The sequence below is a fragment of the Mesorhizobium sp. U510 genome (genome assembly GCF_059180695.1).
On sequence record NZ_CP180532.1, the window covers coordinates 4,131,573 to 4,144,692 of the forward strand.

At 62.2% G+C, this 13,120-nt stretch carries 16 protein-coding genes; 7 read left to right on the forward strand and 9 right to left on the reverse strand.

The window, feature by feature from the left end; translation table 11 throughout:
* Positions 1-13: 13 nt before the first annotated feature.
* The 3 genes from ACLGL5_RS21520 to ACLGL5_RS21530 form a co-directional block, all read right to left on the reverse strand.
* Positions 14-640 (reverse strand): glutathione S-transferase family protein, encoded by a 627-nt coding sequence (locus ACLGL5_RS21520; RefSeq protein ID WP_019857768.1) that lies wholly within the window; start codon positions 638-640, stop codon positions 14-16.
* 80 nt (positions 641-720) lie between these two features.
* Positions 721-1,932, reverse strand: coding sequence for an NADP-dependent isocitrate dehydrogenase (locus tag ACLGL5_RS21525; RefSeq protein WP_069091982.1), 1,212 nt, complete (start codon positions 1,930-1,932; stop codon positions 721-723).
* Between the two features lie 316 nt (positions 1,933-2,248).
* Positions 2,249-3,226 (reverse strand): right-handed parallel beta-helix repeat-containing protein, encoded by a 978-nt coding sequence (locus tag ACLGL5_RS21530; RefSeq protein WP_069091983.1) that lies wholly within the window; start codon positions 3,224-3,226, stop codon positions 2,249-2,251.
* A 549-nt stretch (positions 3,227-3,775) separates the two neighbouring features.
* Here ACLGL5_RS21530 and ACLGL5_RS21535 point away from each other — a divergent pair.
* Both ACLGL5_RS21535 and murI read left to right on the forward strand, forming a co-directional pair.
* Positions 3,776-4,687 carry an RNA methyltransferase gene (locus ACLGL5_RS21535; protein ID WP_069091984.1) on the forward strand — a complete coding sequence of 304 codons (912 nt, stop codon included), beginning with the start codon at positions 3,776-3,778 and terminating at the stop codon, positions 4,685-4,687.
* Entirely contained in the window at positions 4,680-5,468 is a 789-nt protein-coding gene (gene murI, locus ACLGL5_RS21540; protein ID WP_038652567.1) for a glutamate racemase, read from the forward strand. The genes ACLGL5_RS21535 and murI overlap by 8 nt, the downstream gene beginning before the upstream one ends.
* An 81-nt stretch (positions 5,469-5,549) precedes the next feature.
* On the opposite strand, the gene ACLGL5_RS21545 is transcribed toward murI, so the two are convergent.
* Positions 5,550-6,932 (reverse strand): RNB domain-containing ribonuclease, encoded by a 1,383-nt coding sequence (locus tag ACLGL5_RS21545; protein WP_069091985.1) that lies wholly within the window; start codon positions 6,930-6,932, stop codon positions 5,550-5,552.
* A 9-nt stretch (positions 6,933-6,941) separates the two neighbouring features.
* Positions 6,942-7,097 (reverse strand): hypothetical protein, encoded by a 156-nt coding sequence (locus tag ACLGL5_RS21550; protein ID WP_171903283.1) that lies wholly within the window; start codon positions 7,095-7,097, stop codon positions 6,942-6,944.
* On the opposite strand from ACLGL5_RS21550, the gene ACLGL5_RS21555 reads away from it, so the two are divergent.
* Entirely contained in the window at positions 7,096-7,284 is a 189-nt protein-coding gene (locus ACLGL5_RS21555) for a DUF3008 family protein (protein WP_010909084.1), read from the forward strand. The genes ACLGL5_RS21550 and ACLGL5_RS21555 overlap by 2 nt on opposite strands.
* 95 nt (positions 7,285-7,379) lie before the next feature.
* Here ACLGL5_RS21555 and ACLGL5_RS21560 read toward each other — a convergent pair whose 3' ends face one another.
* Positions 7,380-7,577 (reverse strand): hypothetical protein, encoded by a 198-nt coding sequence (locus ACLGL5_RS21560; RefSeq protein ID WP_027042433.1) that lies wholly within the window; start codon positions 7,575-7,577, stop codon positions 7,380-7,382.
* A 370-nt stretch (positions 7,578-7,947) separates the two neighbouring features.
* Between ACLGL5_RS21560 and rpsD the strand changes: the two genes are divergently transcribed.
* The 4 genes from rpsD to ACLGL5_RS21580 all read left to right on the forward strand — a co-directional run bounded on the left by rpsD (position 7,948) and on the right by ACLGL5_RS21580 (position 10,881).
* Positions 7,948-8,565 (forward strand): 30S ribosomal protein S4, encoded by a 618-nt coding sequence (gene rpsD, locus ACLGL5_RS21565; protein ID WP_013895883.1) that lies wholly within the window; start codon positions 7,948-7,950, stop codon positions 8,563-8,565.
* A gap of 134 nt (positions 8,566-8,699) precedes the next feature.
* On the forward strand, positions 8,700-9,587 hold the full coding sequence (gene ttcA / locus ACLGL5_RS21570) for a tRNA 2-thiocytidine(32) synthetase TtcA (RefSeq protein WP_038652570.1): 888 nt from the start codon (positions 8,700-8,702) through the stop codon (positions 9,585-9,587).
* Positions 9,577-10,404, forward strand: a complete 828-nt coding sequence (locus ACLGL5_RS21575; protein WP_069091986.1) for an inositol monophosphatase family protein — start codon at positions 9,577-9,579, stop codon at positions 10,402-10,404. Before ttcA ends, ACLGL5_RS21575 begins: the two co-directional genes overlap by 11 nt.
* Before the next feature lie 69 nt (positions 10,405-10,473).
* On the forward strand, positions 10,474-10,881 hold the full coding sequence (locus tag ACLGL5_RS21580; RefSeq protein ID WP_069091987.1) for a UCP034077 family protein: 408 nt from the start codon (positions 10,474-10,476) through the stop codon (positions 10,879-10,881).
* A gap of 10 nt (positions 10,882-10,891) precedes the next feature.
* On the opposite strand, the gene ACLGL5_RS21585 is transcribed toward ACLGL5_RS21580, so the two are convergent.
* The 3 genes from ACLGL5_RS21585 to ACLGL5_RS21595 all read right to left on the reverse strand — a co-directional run bounded on the left by ACLGL5_RS21585 (position 10,892) and on the right by ACLGL5_RS21595 (position 13,020).
* On the reverse strand, positions 10,892-12,160 hold the full coding sequence (locus tag ACLGL5_RS21585; protein WP_494372762.1) for a multidrug effflux MFS transporter: 1,269 nt from the start codon (positions 12,158-12,160) through the stop codon (positions 10,892-10,894).
* Positions 12,161-12,297: 137 nt separating this feature from the next.
* A complete protein-coding gene (gene grxD, locus ACLGL5_RS21590) occupies positions 12,298-12,633 on the reverse strand; it encodes a Grx4 family monothiol glutaredoxin (RefSeq protein WP_019857779.1) in 336 nt (111 codons plus the stop codon).
* A 153-nt stretch (positions 12,634-12,786) separates the two neighbouring features.
* Positions 12,787-13,020 (reverse strand): BolA/IbaG family iron-sulfur metabolism protein, encoded by a 234-nt coding sequence (locus ACLGL5_RS21595; protein ID WP_010909092.1) that lies wholly within the window; start codon positions 13,018-13,020, stop codon positions 12,787-12,789.
* Positions 13,021-13,120: the final 100 nt, after the last annotated feature.

Below are 13,120 nucleotides of genomic sequence, written 5' to 3' on the forward strand. Positions count from 1 at the left end.
GCCGCCTTGGCTCTCAATCGGCCTTTTCGGTCATGGCAAAGGCTTGTCTGGCCGCGATGCGGTCCCACCAGGCCTGAATCTCGGGAAACTCGGCCAGCAGCTTCTGCCCGTCGGCAACCTTGAGGAAATATGCGATGATCGGCGCGGCATGCAGGTCGGCCAGTGTCACGTGATCGCCGAGGAGCCAAGGTCCGGGAGCCTTGAGTGAGGTGAGTACCCTGAGGACCGTTTGGGCCTGGCTCAGGCCGCTAGCGATCAGGGTCTCATCCGGCTCTGGCTTTTCGAGCCGCTCGACGGCAACGTCCCAGACCATGGCGCGGTAGCCATAAGCGTCGAGCATGCCCGTCATCTGGCCCATCCTGGCGCGGCCACGCGTATCGGCGGGCTGCAGCGCCGGACCGTCGAAAGCCTCATCGACATAGCGGGTAATCGCATTCGTCTCGAAAAGGCGAAAACCGTCATGCTCGAAAGCCGGGATGCGGCCGAACGGGTGATGTTCGAGATACCAGGCCGGGATGCCCTCGGCGGCGAAGATGTCGAGCGGCACGAGTTCGTAGTCGATGCCCTTCTCCTCCAGCGCCATCCGCGCGATGCGCACATAGACGCTGTAGTCCGCGCCATAGAGGATCGGCTTGGTCATGCTGTCAGCCCTTCGCTTTCGCTGGCCCAAAAAAAGCGAAGGCCCCTTTCGGAGCCTTCGGCATGTGTAAAGCTGGGTTCTTAGGCCATGGCCTTCTGCAAGTTCTCGTCGATCTTGTCGAGGAAGCCGGTGGTCGAGAGCCAGGGCTGGTCGGGGCCGATCAAGAGCGACAGGTCCTTGGTCATGAAGCCGGACTCGACGGTCTGGATGCAGACCTTTTCCAGCGTCTCGGCAAAGCGCTTCAGCTCGGTATTGTCGTCGAGCTTGGCGCGGTGCGCCAGCCCGCGCGTCCAGGCGAAGATCGAGGCGATCGAATTGGTCGAGGTTTCCTCGCCCTTCTGGTGCTGGCGGTAGTGGCGGGTGACGGTGCCGTGCGCGGCTTCGGCTTCCACCGTCTTGCCGTCCGGCGTCATCAGCACCGAGGTCATCAGGCCGAGCGAGCCAAAGCCCTGCGCCACCGTGTCGGACTGCACGTCGCCGTCGTAGTTCTTGCAGGCCCAGACATAGCCGCCCGACCATTTCAGGCTCGAGGCCACCATGTCGTCGATCAGGCGGTGCTCGTACCACAGCTTCTTCGCCTTGAACTCGGCCTCGAATTCAGCCTCGTAGACTTCCTGGAAAATGTCCTTGAAGCGGCCGTCATAGGCCTTGAGGATGGTGTTCTTGGTCGACAGATAGACCGGATAGTTGCGCAGCAGGCCGTAATTCAGCGAGGCGCGGGCGAATTCGCGGATCGACTCGTCGAGATTGTACATGGCCATGGCGACGCCGGCGCCGGGCGCGTCGAACACGTCATGTTCGATCACCTTTCCGTCCTCGCCGACGAACTTGATCGTCAGCTTGCCCTTGCCGGGGAAGCGGAAATCGGTGGCGCGGTACTGGTCGCCGAAGGCGTGGCGGCCGACGATGATCGGCTTGGTCCAGCCCGGCACCAGGCGCGGCACGTTCTTCATGATGATCGGCTCGCGGAAGATGGTGCCGCCGAGGATGTTGCGGATGGTGCCGTTCGGCGACTTCCACATCTTCTTCAGCTTGAACTCCTCGACGCGCTGTTCGTCGGGGGTGATCGTCGCGCATTTCACGCCGACGCCGTATTTCTTGATGGCGTTGGCCGAATCGATGGTCACCTGGTCGTTGGTGGCGTCGCGATGCTCGATGCCGAGATCGTAATATTCGAGCTTGAGGTCGAGATAAGGGTGGATCAGCTTGTCCTTGATGAACTGCCAGATGATGCGGGTCATCTCGTCGCCGTCGAGTTCGACGACCGGGTTCGCCACCTTGATCTTCGCCATGGAAAGAATGCCTCGTTCAACAGTTGGGGGATGGCGGGTCGGCCCCGCCAGGATAGGGACTTCGCCTATAGCAAAGCGATCCGGGCGGCGCAAACCGGGGCAATGCGGAAGCAGGCTGCTGCTGGCGCAATTCCAGGAAAAGTGTGAAGCGGTTTTTCGTTCGAAATTGCCGCAAAACAAGGGGACGGAGCGGTTCGGCGTTTCCGCGAACGGTGAACCGATCCTGCAATCGTGAACAAAACCGATGCCGCACCGCCCATCGAGAGGCAGGCGGCATCGCCTTTGTTTCATGCTGCCGCACGCAGGCGGCAGGCGCTTATTGCAGCGGCGTGCCGCCAGGGCCGGGGAAGGCCGTGATCGGCGTGCCGTCGGCCACGTTGCCGGAGATCATGTTGTTCTTGAACGACTGGACGGCGCCGCTGCCGGTGTTGCTGACCCCGGTGACATTGCCGAACACCGTCGAGGCGCCGAGAAAGGCGATGGCGCTGCCGGCGCCGCTGGCGGCGGCGCCGTTGGCGTTGACGCCGACGCCGGCATTGGAACTGATCGTGGTGTTGACGATCGTCGCGCGTACCGACGATGCCGCGGCGACGGACTTGACCGCCACTCCGTTGCCGGTGTTGCCGCTGACCAGGCTGTCGGTCAGTGCCATATTCATGGCAGAGGTGTTGCCGGTGCCGTCGACAAGAATGCCATTGGCGCTGTTGGTCAGTTCCACTCTGGACAGGATGGCATTGATGCCAATGGCGCCAGTCGTTTTGATGAGAATGGCGCCACCGGCCGCCTCGGCTATCCGCGTATTGATTATGTAGAGTTCGCTGGCACCGTTGGGAAGAAATTCGACGCCATTGCTGGTCACCCGCTCGATGTTGCAGTCCTCGATATGCAGTTGACCTTGGCCGGTCATCCGCACGCCGTCGAGTCCGGTGCCCGCGCCGTCTATGTCGAGACCGCGAAGATGCACGACGGAGCCGACAGGCGTGTTTATGATGATGCCGTTCACGAGCGCCGAAAGCACACCGCCTTCAGTCGTTCTGCAGTCGATGGTGATGGATTTGGTGATGGTGACCGCGCCAAATCCGCCCGGGTCCAGACAGTTGATCTCGCCGGCCGTCGCCGTCTTCGAGATGGCGCCGGCAAACGTCTTGCAAGGTGCCGTTCGGCTGCATGGATCGGCATCGTTGCCGACGCCGGAAACCCAGGTGCGGGTCGCTTGCGCGGAAGCCGGAGCAATCAGGAAGACTGATGCCAGAAGCAACACAGCGATTGAAAGGAAAAATCGTAAGACGTTCATTTGCCCCTCCTGACGTTTGGCCAACACCCGTGTCGGCCATTGAAAACCCGTGTCGAGACGCTTGGGGCATAGATAAATGACAGGAGCGTGCAAGACACGCTCCGTCTTCAAAATGCATTCTCCGATACAGCTTGACCCCAAGCGGTTTTGATATTGCAATTTCCTAAGATTATGTCACAGCGACAGGCGCATCGCTGTATTTAAATATACATATAGCTAATAGGTTATTTCTTTAACCGGAAGATGTTGCCGATAAGAAGAGTAAGGCCGGGCCATCAGGGAGTATAGGGTTGGATAGCTTGTCGTCGCCAGAGTGCCGCGATGCCCACATCTCCACCATCTCTTGAGAAGAAGGAGCACATGGCTGGTCTGCTTGTACGGGCGCGTGACCATTTGCTCGAGCCCGCCGATGGAGCGAATTTGGATTTCTCGCGCAAACACAGGGGTGGCGAGACAAGGCTATTTGTCGCCAGGTCACCGACAACTCTTCAAAAAGCCGTATCGATATGGCAGGACGCGGTGACCTCGTAGCGCAATCATCTGGAACACATGACCGGAACAGACTTTCAGCGTGGCCCCGGCGGTCCGGCGATAATCCTCGTCGAGCCGCAGCTCGGCGAGAACATCGGCATGGTCGCGCGCGCCATGGCCAATTTCGGCCTGTCGGAACTGCGTCTGGTCAATCCGCGAGACGGCTGGCCGAGCGAGAAGGCGCGCGCCGCCGCCAGCCGTGCCGACCATGTCATCGACGCCGTGAAGGTGTTCGACGATCTGGCCTCGGCGCTTGCCGACCTGAATTTCGTTTTCGCCACAACCGCCAGGCAGCGCGACGGCTTCAAGGCTGTGCGCGGGCCGGTGGAAGCGGGCAGGGTGCTGCGCGCCCGCCATGGCATGGGGCAGCGCACCGGCATCCTGTTCGGCCGCGAGCGCTTCGGTCTCTACAATGACGAGGTCGGGCTCGCCGACGAGATCGTCACCTTTCCCGTCGATCCCGATTTCTCCTCGCTCAACATCGCACAGGCCGCGCTGCTGATGTCTTATGAGTGGATGAAGTCCGGCCTCGAGGACGAGACCAAGACCAATTTCACCGGGCCGCAGATGAAGCCGGCCAGCAAGGAAGAGCTGCACGGCCTTTTTGCCTATCTCGAAGGCGCATTGGAAGCGCGCGGCTATTTCCGGCCGGCGCCGAAGAAGCCCAAGATGGTCGACAATCTGCGCGCCGTGCTGACGCGCGCCGGCTTTGCCGAGCCGGAGCTGAAGGTGCTGCGCGGCATCATCTCCTCGCTTGACAGATTTTCGCCGGCAATGCCGCGCGGCGACGGCTCGCCGGGCGATGATCCAAGGCGGCTTCCGGCCGCCGCGCGCGCCGGCAAGGCAGAGGCAGATCGCCAGGCGCACAAGCCTATGGGTGACGATGAGGACGCGCCGCCGCTGGGCGGCAAGGGAACCGACAATGACTGACCAGCCGATCCTGATGTTCGATTCCGGCGTCGGCGGGCTGACCGTGCTGCGCGAGGCGCGCGTGCTGATGCCGGACCGGCGCTTCGTCTATGTCGCGGACGACGCGGCCTTTCCTTTCGGCGCCTGGGAAGAACCGGCACTGCGCACCCACATACTCGAACTCTTCGCCAAATTGCTCGACCAGTTTGCGCCTGCGATTTCCGTCATCGCCTGCAACACCGCCTCGACGCTGGTGATCGATGCGCTGCGCGAGAGGTTTCCCGGCCATCCCTTCGTCGGCACCGTGCCGGCGGTCAAGCCGGCGGCGGAGCGCACCCGCTCCGGTCTGGTCTCCGTGCTGGCGACGCCGGGTACGGTGAAGCGGCAATACACGCGCGACCTGATCAGCAAATGGGCGCAGAAATGCCATGTCCGCCTGGTTGGCAGCGACAGGCTGGCGGGCCTTGCCGAAGTCTATATGCGCGAGGGCTTTGTCGACGAGGAAGCCGTGCGCGCCGAGATCGCGCCCTGTTTCATGGAACATGAGGGGCTCAGGACCGACATTGTCGTGCTGGCCTGCACGCACTATCCGTTCCTGGTCAACCGCATGCGCAAGACCGCGCCATGGCCGGTCGACTGGATCGATCCGGCCGAAGCGATCGCAAGGCGTGCCCTTTCGCTCTTGCCGCCCGTCGACGGGGCGCTGCCGCAAGGCGAGCCCGACATCGCCGTCTTTACGTCAGGCAAGGCGGATTTCGCCGTCGGCCGGCTGATGCAAGGCTTTGGACTGTCCGTGAGGTAATGCATGTCGCCCAAAAGTGACCTCGGTTTTGGGAAAACGACATGCATAAAATCAAGACCCAAGCGGCGGAACGCCAGCTGCTCAAACAGGTTCGAAGACGATGCTGCGTTGATCCGGATCGGCCGAGGCCAGCTTTAGCGTCACGCCGTCGCCCTGCCTGAGACCGGAGGCCTTTACGGTGGTAACGACAGGCATGTCGGCAAGCTGAACGCGCACGCCATGGTCGACGAAGTCGGTGACGACGGCCTTGAACGTTTCCCCTTCGCGTCCCCTGAGCATCACCGCCTCGGCAAGGTCGATGGCCGCATGGTTGATTTGCGAAGCGCGGGCATCCCCACGTCCCATCACCTTCGGCAGTCCGGCGAACGCATCGGTGACAGCCTGCGGCACGGGCTGGCCGTTGGCGATAGCCAGCGCGCAGCGCACGACATAGCGATCGGCCAATCGCCTGAGTGGCGCGGTTGCATGGGCATAGGTCGCAGCCATCGCCTCATGCCAGGGAACGACACCGTCCTGGTAGGGCTGGTAGGACGCGCCATTGCCCGCGCGGCGGATTTCCAGCATCAACGCCGCCTGTTTCGGATCAGCCGGATCGAGTGTGTGCTGGTAGTCGCGCAGGCTGGTTGAGGCCGGCCAGGACAGACCGAGCGCCCGTGCCGCGTTGCGCAGTCTCTGCACCTTGGAAGCATCCGGCCCAGACATTACACGGAACAAGCCGGTCTTGTGCGCGAACATGGCGTCGGCGATCGCCATATTGGCGGCCAGTGAAAGCGCGGCGTTGTCTTGTTCGGATTGCAGGATCGGTCTGAACGAAAGCCGGAAGCTGCCATCGGCAAGCCTTTCCACCTCCTGCTCGGGCGGGTCGACGCGCGACGCGCCACGACGCTCTTCGTTTGCTGCCATGCGCCGCGCCATTTCGGCGAAGTCGGCCGGAACGTCGGAGGCCTTTACGCTGTCATAGGCGAGCTTCGCGCGGCTTTGGATGATTGCCCGCTCCGCGCCGTCCAACTTTACCGCGCCATCCTTAGCGACCCGAACGGTGAAGATCACGGCTGGACGTGGTCCGTCCGGCAACAGGCTCGCCGCGCCCTCGGCAATAGCCGGCGGATAGAGTCCGGCCTTGCCGTCCGGCAGGTACAGCGTCTCGCCTCGCGTCCAGGCTTCGCGATCTAGCGCGTCGCCGTCCTCGACGAACCATGCAACGTCGGCAATGGCATAATACAAGAGAAGATCGCCGCCGCTTGCCTCGATCCAGAACGCCTGGTCAAGATCGGTGGAGGCCGCCGGATCGAGCGTAACGAAGGGCATGTCCGTTCGATCGGCATGCTGGTTCGGCACGCGTCTGGCCGCCGCCTCCGCCGTGGCCATCACGTCAGCCGGAAATCCATCCGGCACGTGGAATTCGGTGCGGATTTTCGCCAGGCCGGTGGAGAGCGCTTGTGAGGGGTCTGTCAGAGACTTCATTCAGCCGTCCTACACTAGGGTTTCGGACACGGGAAGGCTGCCGACGAATTCGCCAAAGCTGGCTGCCTGACCGGCGGCGATCGGACGAGAAACGGGGCCATCGGCACTGGAACCGCCCTCGAAGAGCGGCGTTCTCCCTGCCTGATAGCAAAGGAGAACCGCCATGCCAGCCACCTCGAAAGCCCAGCAGAAAGCCGCCGGCGCCGCACTCTCCGCCAAGCGCGGCGAGACGAAAAAGAGCGAGCTCAAAGGCGCTTCCAAAGGAATGTACGAATCCATGAGCGAAAAGCAGCTTGAGGAATTCGCCGAGACCAAGCGTAAAGGGCTGCCTGAAAAGAAGTCGAAAGACTGAGTGTCGTTCGTGAAACGCCGACCCAAGCAAACAAGGCCCGCAGCGGAACCGCGGGCCTTGTTTCTAGTGCAAAGTCCGTAGGCGGATGTTTTGCCTTACCAGCGATGGCAGCGCCGTATCCGCTCGACGATCACCCTGCGGTGGCCATGCCGCCACACCACCCTTTTCTTCACGATGATGCGGCAGACCTGTTTATGGCCGTGCCAATGGCGCGCCATGGCCGGTTCCGGCGCCACCGCCATCGATCCGGCCAATACCGCGGCACCGGCCAAGGTAAGGAAGAACTTCTTCATGCTGATGGACTCCTCTAGCTCCAGATCCCTTCCTGGTGCCGTTGGCGCAAACCTCCCGCCACATCCGGCATCGCATAACGTCGTGAACGCTATAGGGTTGCGTTGCGCCGCGCCACTCACAAGCTTGACACCGGTTAAATCTCGGTTTAACCAGCCGCCAACGCCGGGCAGCGATGTCCGGTGTTTGTTTTGTATGCGCAAGACCGGTGCCTTGGTTTCTGGTTTTGTTTGAACTGACGTGTCCCGTGGGTTTTCCGCCGCGTTGCGTGGGAAAACCCTGTCAGGTCTCGAAAACGGAGGCCAGAGGAGGGCGCGTTTCCTTCACCCGGACCATGAGGTGCCGGGTGTGTTGTTTTGAAAAGGGAATGCGATGAGCAAGCGCGAATCCGCGAAATACAAGATCGACCGCCGTCTCGGCGAAAATATCTGGGGCCGCCCGAAGTCCCCGGTCAACAAGCGTGAATACGGCCCCGGCCAGCACGGCCAGCGCCGCAAGGGCAAGCTTTCCGACTTCGGCCTGCAGCTGCGCGCCAAGCAGAAGTTGAAGGGTCACTATGGCGACGTTTCGGAAAAGCAGTTCCGCAAGGTCTATGAAGAGGCCGACCGCCGCAAGGGCGACACCTCGGAGAACCTGATCGGCCTGCTCGAATCGCGTCTCGACGCGGTCGTCTACCGCGCCAAGTTCGTGCCGACCATTTTCGCGGCCCGTCAGTTCGTCAACCACGGCCACGTCAACGTCAACGGCAAGCGCGTCAACATCGGCTCGTACCGCTGCAAGCCGGGCGACGTCGTCGAAGTGCGCGAAAAGTCGAAGCAGTTGGTCATCGTCCTGGAATCGGTCGGCCTCGCCGAGCGCGACGTGCCGGACTACATCGAAGCCGACCACAACAAGATGGTCGCGACCTTCTCGCGCATCCCTGGCCTGGCGGACGTTCCGTTCGCGGTCCAGATGGAGCCGAACCTGGTCGTCGAATTCTATTCGCGCTAAGCGAACGCTTTTTAGCGATACCGAAAAGGCCGCCCTCGAGGCGGCCTTTTTGTTTGGCGCATCCGCTTTGCCGTTTCGATTTTCCGACCAATGCGCTAATCCGGGCGGACATCACATTCCGGGGCCGCCGCGCCATGAACATGCTGCCAGACATCGAGACGCTTGAGCCGACCGCCGAAGGCGGCTCCCACCCGCTGTTCGCCGATGTGCCATCCTCGGTCGAGTTCAACAAATTGCGCAAGCGGCTGCTGCGGCTGACCCGCCAGGCGATCGAGGATTTCGCGATGGTGGAGCCGGGACAGCGCTGGCTGGTCGCGCTGTCGGGCGGCAAGGATTCCTACGGCCTGCTTGCCTTGCTGCTCGACCTCAAATGGCGCGGGCTGCTGCCGGTCGAATTGCTGGCTTGCAATCTCGATCAGGGCCAGCCGAATTTCCCCAAGCACATCCTGCCCGACTATCTCAACGCCAACGGAATTGCCCACCGCATCGAGTACCAGGACACCTATTCGGTGGTCACCGACAAGCTGCCGCAAGGCAGCACCTATTGCTCGCTCTGTTCACGGCTGCGGCGCGGCCATCTCTACCGCATCGCGCGCGAGGAGGGGTGCTCGGCACTGGTGCTCGGCCATCATCGCGAGGACATTCTCGAAACCTTTTTCATGAACTTGTTCCATGGTGGCCGTCTCGCCGCCATGCCGCCAAAGCTGCTCAACGACGAAGGCGACGTCATGGTGCTGCGGCCGCTGAGCTATTGCGCCGAGATCGACCTCGAAAAATTCGCCGCGGCGATGCGGTTCCCGATCATTCCTTGCGACCTCTGCGGCAGCCAGGAAGGTCTCCAGCGCAACGCCATGAAGGCGATGCTGGAGGACATCGAAAAGCGCATGCCCGGCCGCAAGGACACCATGATCCGCGCCCTGTCCAACACCAGGCCGTCGCATCTGCTCGACAGGAAACTGTTCGATTTCGCCGCCCTGAACCAGACCCTCATCACAGGACAAGACGCATCCGATGACATTTGACGACAACGCGATCGACTGGCTGGCCAACCTGCTGGCCGAGGCCGCCGACACCGAAATCATGCCCCGCTTCCGCCGGCTGGGCGATGGCGACGTCAGGCAGAAGACCTCAGCCGCCGATCTGGTGACGGAAGCGGACGTCAACGCCGAGCGGCTGATCACCGCCAGGCTGCGCCAGCGTTATCCCTCGGCCATGGTTGTCGGCGAGGAAGCCTGTTCCGACGACCCGACGCTGCTCGATGGCCTGGGCGACGCCGATCTGGCCTTCGTCATCGACCCGGTCGACGGCACCTTCAATTTCGCCTCCGGCGTGCCGCTGTTCGGCGTCATGCTCGGCGTCGTGGTCAAGGGCGAGACGGTCGCCGGCATCATCCATGATCCGGTCGGCAAGGACTGGCTGATCGGCGCCAAGGGTGCGGGCAGTCATATCCGCCATGCGCATGGTACGCTGGAGACAGTGCGGGTTGCGGCGAGCGCGCCGATCTCGCAGATGACCGGCGCGGTTTCCTGGCAGTACATGGCCGAGCCCGACCGCACGCGGCTGGCCTGCAACCAGACCAAGACGCTGTCGCAGTTCAACTACCGCTGCGCCGCCCACGAATACCGCTTGCTGGCGAGCGGCCATGGCCATTTCGTCGTCTACAACAAGCTGATGCCATGGGATCATCTGGCCGGCGTGCTGATCCATACGGAGGCCGGCGGCCATGCCGCGCGCTTCGACGGCACAGCCTATCTGCCGTCGCATGTCGGCGGCGGCCTGCTGGTCGCCCCCGATCCTGAAAGCTGGCAGGAGTTGCGCCGAGAGCTGTGGGCTGGGTAGGATCACTTCCAGAGGCCGGCGCTTGACCGTGCGCGGCCGAAGAGTTGGTGCTTTCGCGCAGGCCCTCGGATGAAACCTCGGTTCGCAATTTTCGCGGCGGCTCTCGCTGCCGTCTTGTTTGCAAGCGCCAACACGGCGATCGCGCAAGAGCGCCCCTGCCACAGCACCGATCCGGTCGACACCCTCAAGGAGATGTCGGACGCTATCTATGCCTGCTGGATGCCGCCAGCGGGAACCGCGGGCATGTCGCTGACGCTGCAGTTCTCGCTGCGCCGCAACGGCACGCTGATCGGCAAGCCTCGCGCCACCTATTCGGATCTGGGGACCAATCCGCAACTCAGCCGGGCCTTCGTGGCATCCATACTCAAGGCGCTCGACGATGCGCTGCCATTGCCCTTTTCGGACAGTATGGGCGGTGCAATCGCCGGGCGCATGCTTGCGCCTCGATTCACGGCGGCACTTGTAGGTGCATCCTGACGCACGTGGTCTAATGCAGGTCGGTGACATGCCCTGAAATGGGTGGATTGTGCGGCTGGAACATCTTGCCGCGCTCAGCGATGAGGATCATCAGCAGCGCCGCGACCGAGACGCTGCAGAATCCGGCGGCAAGCGGCGTCACCGTGCCGTTGAAAGCCTGGCCGATCAGCGTGCCGAGAATGCCGCCGAGAAACGTCTGCATGAAACCCAGTATGGACGATGCCGTGCCGGCCAGTTGGCCGAGCGGCTCCATCGCCAGTGCGTTGAAATTGGCGCCAAGCGCACCGAAGGGAAGCATGGCGCTGGCAAAGAAGGTGATGAACAGCCAGAGCGGCATCTTGATTTCCAGCGAAACCACCAGCCAGGCCAGGCTGATGACCAGAAACAAAAGCAGCGCGCTCTGCGACAGCCGGCGCATGCCGATGCGGCCGACAAGCCGCGAGTTCAGGAAATTGGAGAAGGCGAGCACGCCGGCGACTCCGGCGAAGATGACCGGGAACATCTCGCCGACGTTGAAGATGCCGACATAGATCTGCTGCGCCGAGGCGATGAAGCCGAACATGGCGGCGAAGATGAAAGTGCTGGCAAAGGCGTAGCAGAGCGCGATGCGGTTGGTGAGCACGATGCGGATTCCGCCGAGGACGGAGGAAACCGTCAGTTGCCGGCGATATTCGGGCCGCAGCGTTTCAGGCAGGCGCAGCAGCGACCATGCCGACACGATCAGCGCGCCGACGGCCATGGTAACGAAGATATAGTGCCAGGTCGCGAACAGCATGATGAACTGGCCGATGCCCGGCGCAATGACCGGTATGGCCATGAACACCATGAAGATCAGCGACATCACCTCCGCCATGCGCCGGCCTTCGAACGTATCGCGCACGATCGAGACCGCGATGACGCGCGTGGCCGCCGCGCCGATGCCTTGCACGGCGCGGCACATCAACAGCGTTTCAAAGCTTGGCGCGATGGCGGCGGCGGCGGCTGCCGCCACATAGATGATCAGCCCTGCGACGAGCGGCGAGCGGCGGCCGAACCGGTCGGAGATCGGCCCGAAGAACAGCTGGCCGCCACCAAAACCCAGAATGTAGGCGGTGACCACATATTGCCGGTGGTTTTCATTCTCGACGCCGAGCGAGGCGCCGATCTGCTGCAGCGCCGGCAGCATGATGTCGATGGCCAGCGAATTCAGCGCCATCAGCGCCGCGCACAGCGCAATGAACTCCCAGCGCGGAATAGGCAGTTTGCTTGCCGATTGCGGCGCTGTTGATTGCTGGTCCACGGCAAGTCCGATCTCTCAAACGAAAACGCGCCGGCGGGCCGGCGCATTGGCTCGTCTTGGTCCCGATACCGGGATATAAAGATTGCCGAGGTGGGGCTGCCCCGGTGTTCAATGCAGTCGTTACGACATGCCCAAAATCAGGCGGCGCCTTTGACGCCGACGCCCTTTTCGACCAGGAAGGTCTGCAACTCGCCGGCCTGGAACATCTCGCGGACAATATCGCAGCCGCCGACGAATTCGCCCTTGACGTAGAGCTGCGGGATCGTCGGCCAGTTGGAATAGTCCTTGATGCCCTGGCGCAGTTCAGCCGAATCCAGGACATTCACGCCTTTGTAGTCGGCGCCGATATAGTCCAGGATCTGGACGACCTGTCCGGAAAAACCGCACTGCGGAAAACCGGGCGTGCCCTTCATGAAAAGCACGACGTCGTTGCCCTTCACTTCATTGTCGATGTAGTCGTTGATACCGCTCATGGAATATCCTTTCACGCCTGTGGGAGTCAGGCTCGAAGCATGTCTTTCAAATAAACCCATAGGTTGCCCGAAACAAGACATTAGCCGCGCCATGGCCGAAATGGCGCAAAGGATGGGCGGGTTTGGGCCAAGCGGGTGTTGGCCGGAACGGCCTCAGTCGGGAACGCTGGTCTGCAGCGCAAGTGCGTGCAGCACGCCGCCCATATTGCCCTTCAGCGCATCATAGACCATCTGGTGCTGCTGGACGCGGCTTTTTCCCCGAAAGCTCTCGGCGACGACTTCAGCCGCATAGTGGTCGCCGTCGCCGGCGAGGTCCCGGATCGTCACCTTGGCGTCCGGAATGCCGTCCTTGATCAGTTTTTCGATGTCGTGGGCATCCATTGCCATTGCAGAATTCCTATTTCGGGCGGGCGGCAATGTGGCCGCCCTTGCGATGAGAGTCGGGGTAAACCTAAAGCCTTTCCGGCCGCGATTGAAGCCGTTCCAT

Bases quoted from the DNA above. Each gene is read 5' to 3' on its own strand.
- ACLGL5_RS21520 (WP_019857768.1), bottom strand. From the start codon at position 640: ATGACCAAGCCGATCCTCTATGGCGCGGACTACAGCGTCTATGTGCGC.
- ACLGL5_RS21525 (WP_069091982.1), bottom strand. From the start codon at position 1,932: ATGGCGAAGATCAAGGTGGCGAACCCGGTCGTCGAACTCGACGGCGAC.
- ACLGL5_RS21530 (WP_069091983.1), bottom strand. From the start codon at position 3,226: ATGAACGTCTTACGATTTTTCCTTTCAATCGCTGTGTTGCTTCTGGCA.
- ACLGL5_RS21535 (WP_069091984.1), top strand. From the start codon at position 3,776: ATGACCGGAACAGACTTTCAGCGTGGCCCCGGCGGTCCGGCGATAATC.
- murI (WP_038652567.1), top strand. From the start codon at position 4,680: ATGACTGACCAGCCGATCCTGATGTTCGATTCCGGCGTCGGCGGGCTG.
- ACLGL5_RS21545 (WP_069091985.1), bottom strand. From the start codon at position 6,932: ATGAAGTCTCTGACAGACCCCTCACAAGCGCTCTCCACCGGCCTGGCG.
- ACLGL5_RS21555 (WP_010909084.1), top strand. From the start codon at position 7,096: ATGCCAGCCACCTCGAAAGCCCAGCAGAAAGCCGCCGGCGCCGCACTC.
- ACLGL5_RS21550 (WP_171903283.1), bottom strand. From the start codon at position 7,097: ATGGCGGTTCTCCTTTGCTATCAGGCAGGGAGAACGCCGCTCTTCGAG.
- ACLGL5_RS21560 (WP_027042433.1), bottom strand. From the start codon at position 7,577: ATGAAGAAGTTCTTCCTTACCTTGGCCGGTGCCGCGGTATTGGCCGGA.
- rpsD (WP_013895883.1), top strand. From the start codon at position 7,948: ATGAGCAAGCGCGAATCCGCGAAATACAAGATCGACCGCCGTCTCGGC.
- ttcA (WP_038652570.1), top strand. From the start codon at position 8,700: ATGAACATGCTGCCAGACATCGAGACGCTTGAGCCGACCGCCGAAGGC.
- ACLGL5_RS21575 (WP_069091986.1), top strand. From the start codon at position 9,577: ATGACATTTGACGACAACGCGATCGACTGGCTGGCCAACCTGCTGGCC.
- ACLGL5_RS21580 (WP_069091987.1), top strand. From the start codon at position 10,474: ATGAAACCTCGGTTCGCAATTTTCGCGGCGGCTCTCGCTGCCGTCTTG.
- grxD (WP_019857779.1), bottom strand. From the start codon at position 12,633: ATGAGCGGTATCAACGACTACATCGACAATGAAGTGAAGGGCAACGAC.
- ACLGL5_RS21595 (WP_010909092.1), bottom strand. From the start codon at position 13,020: ATGGCAATGGATGCCCACGACATCGAAAAACTGATCAAGGACGGCATT.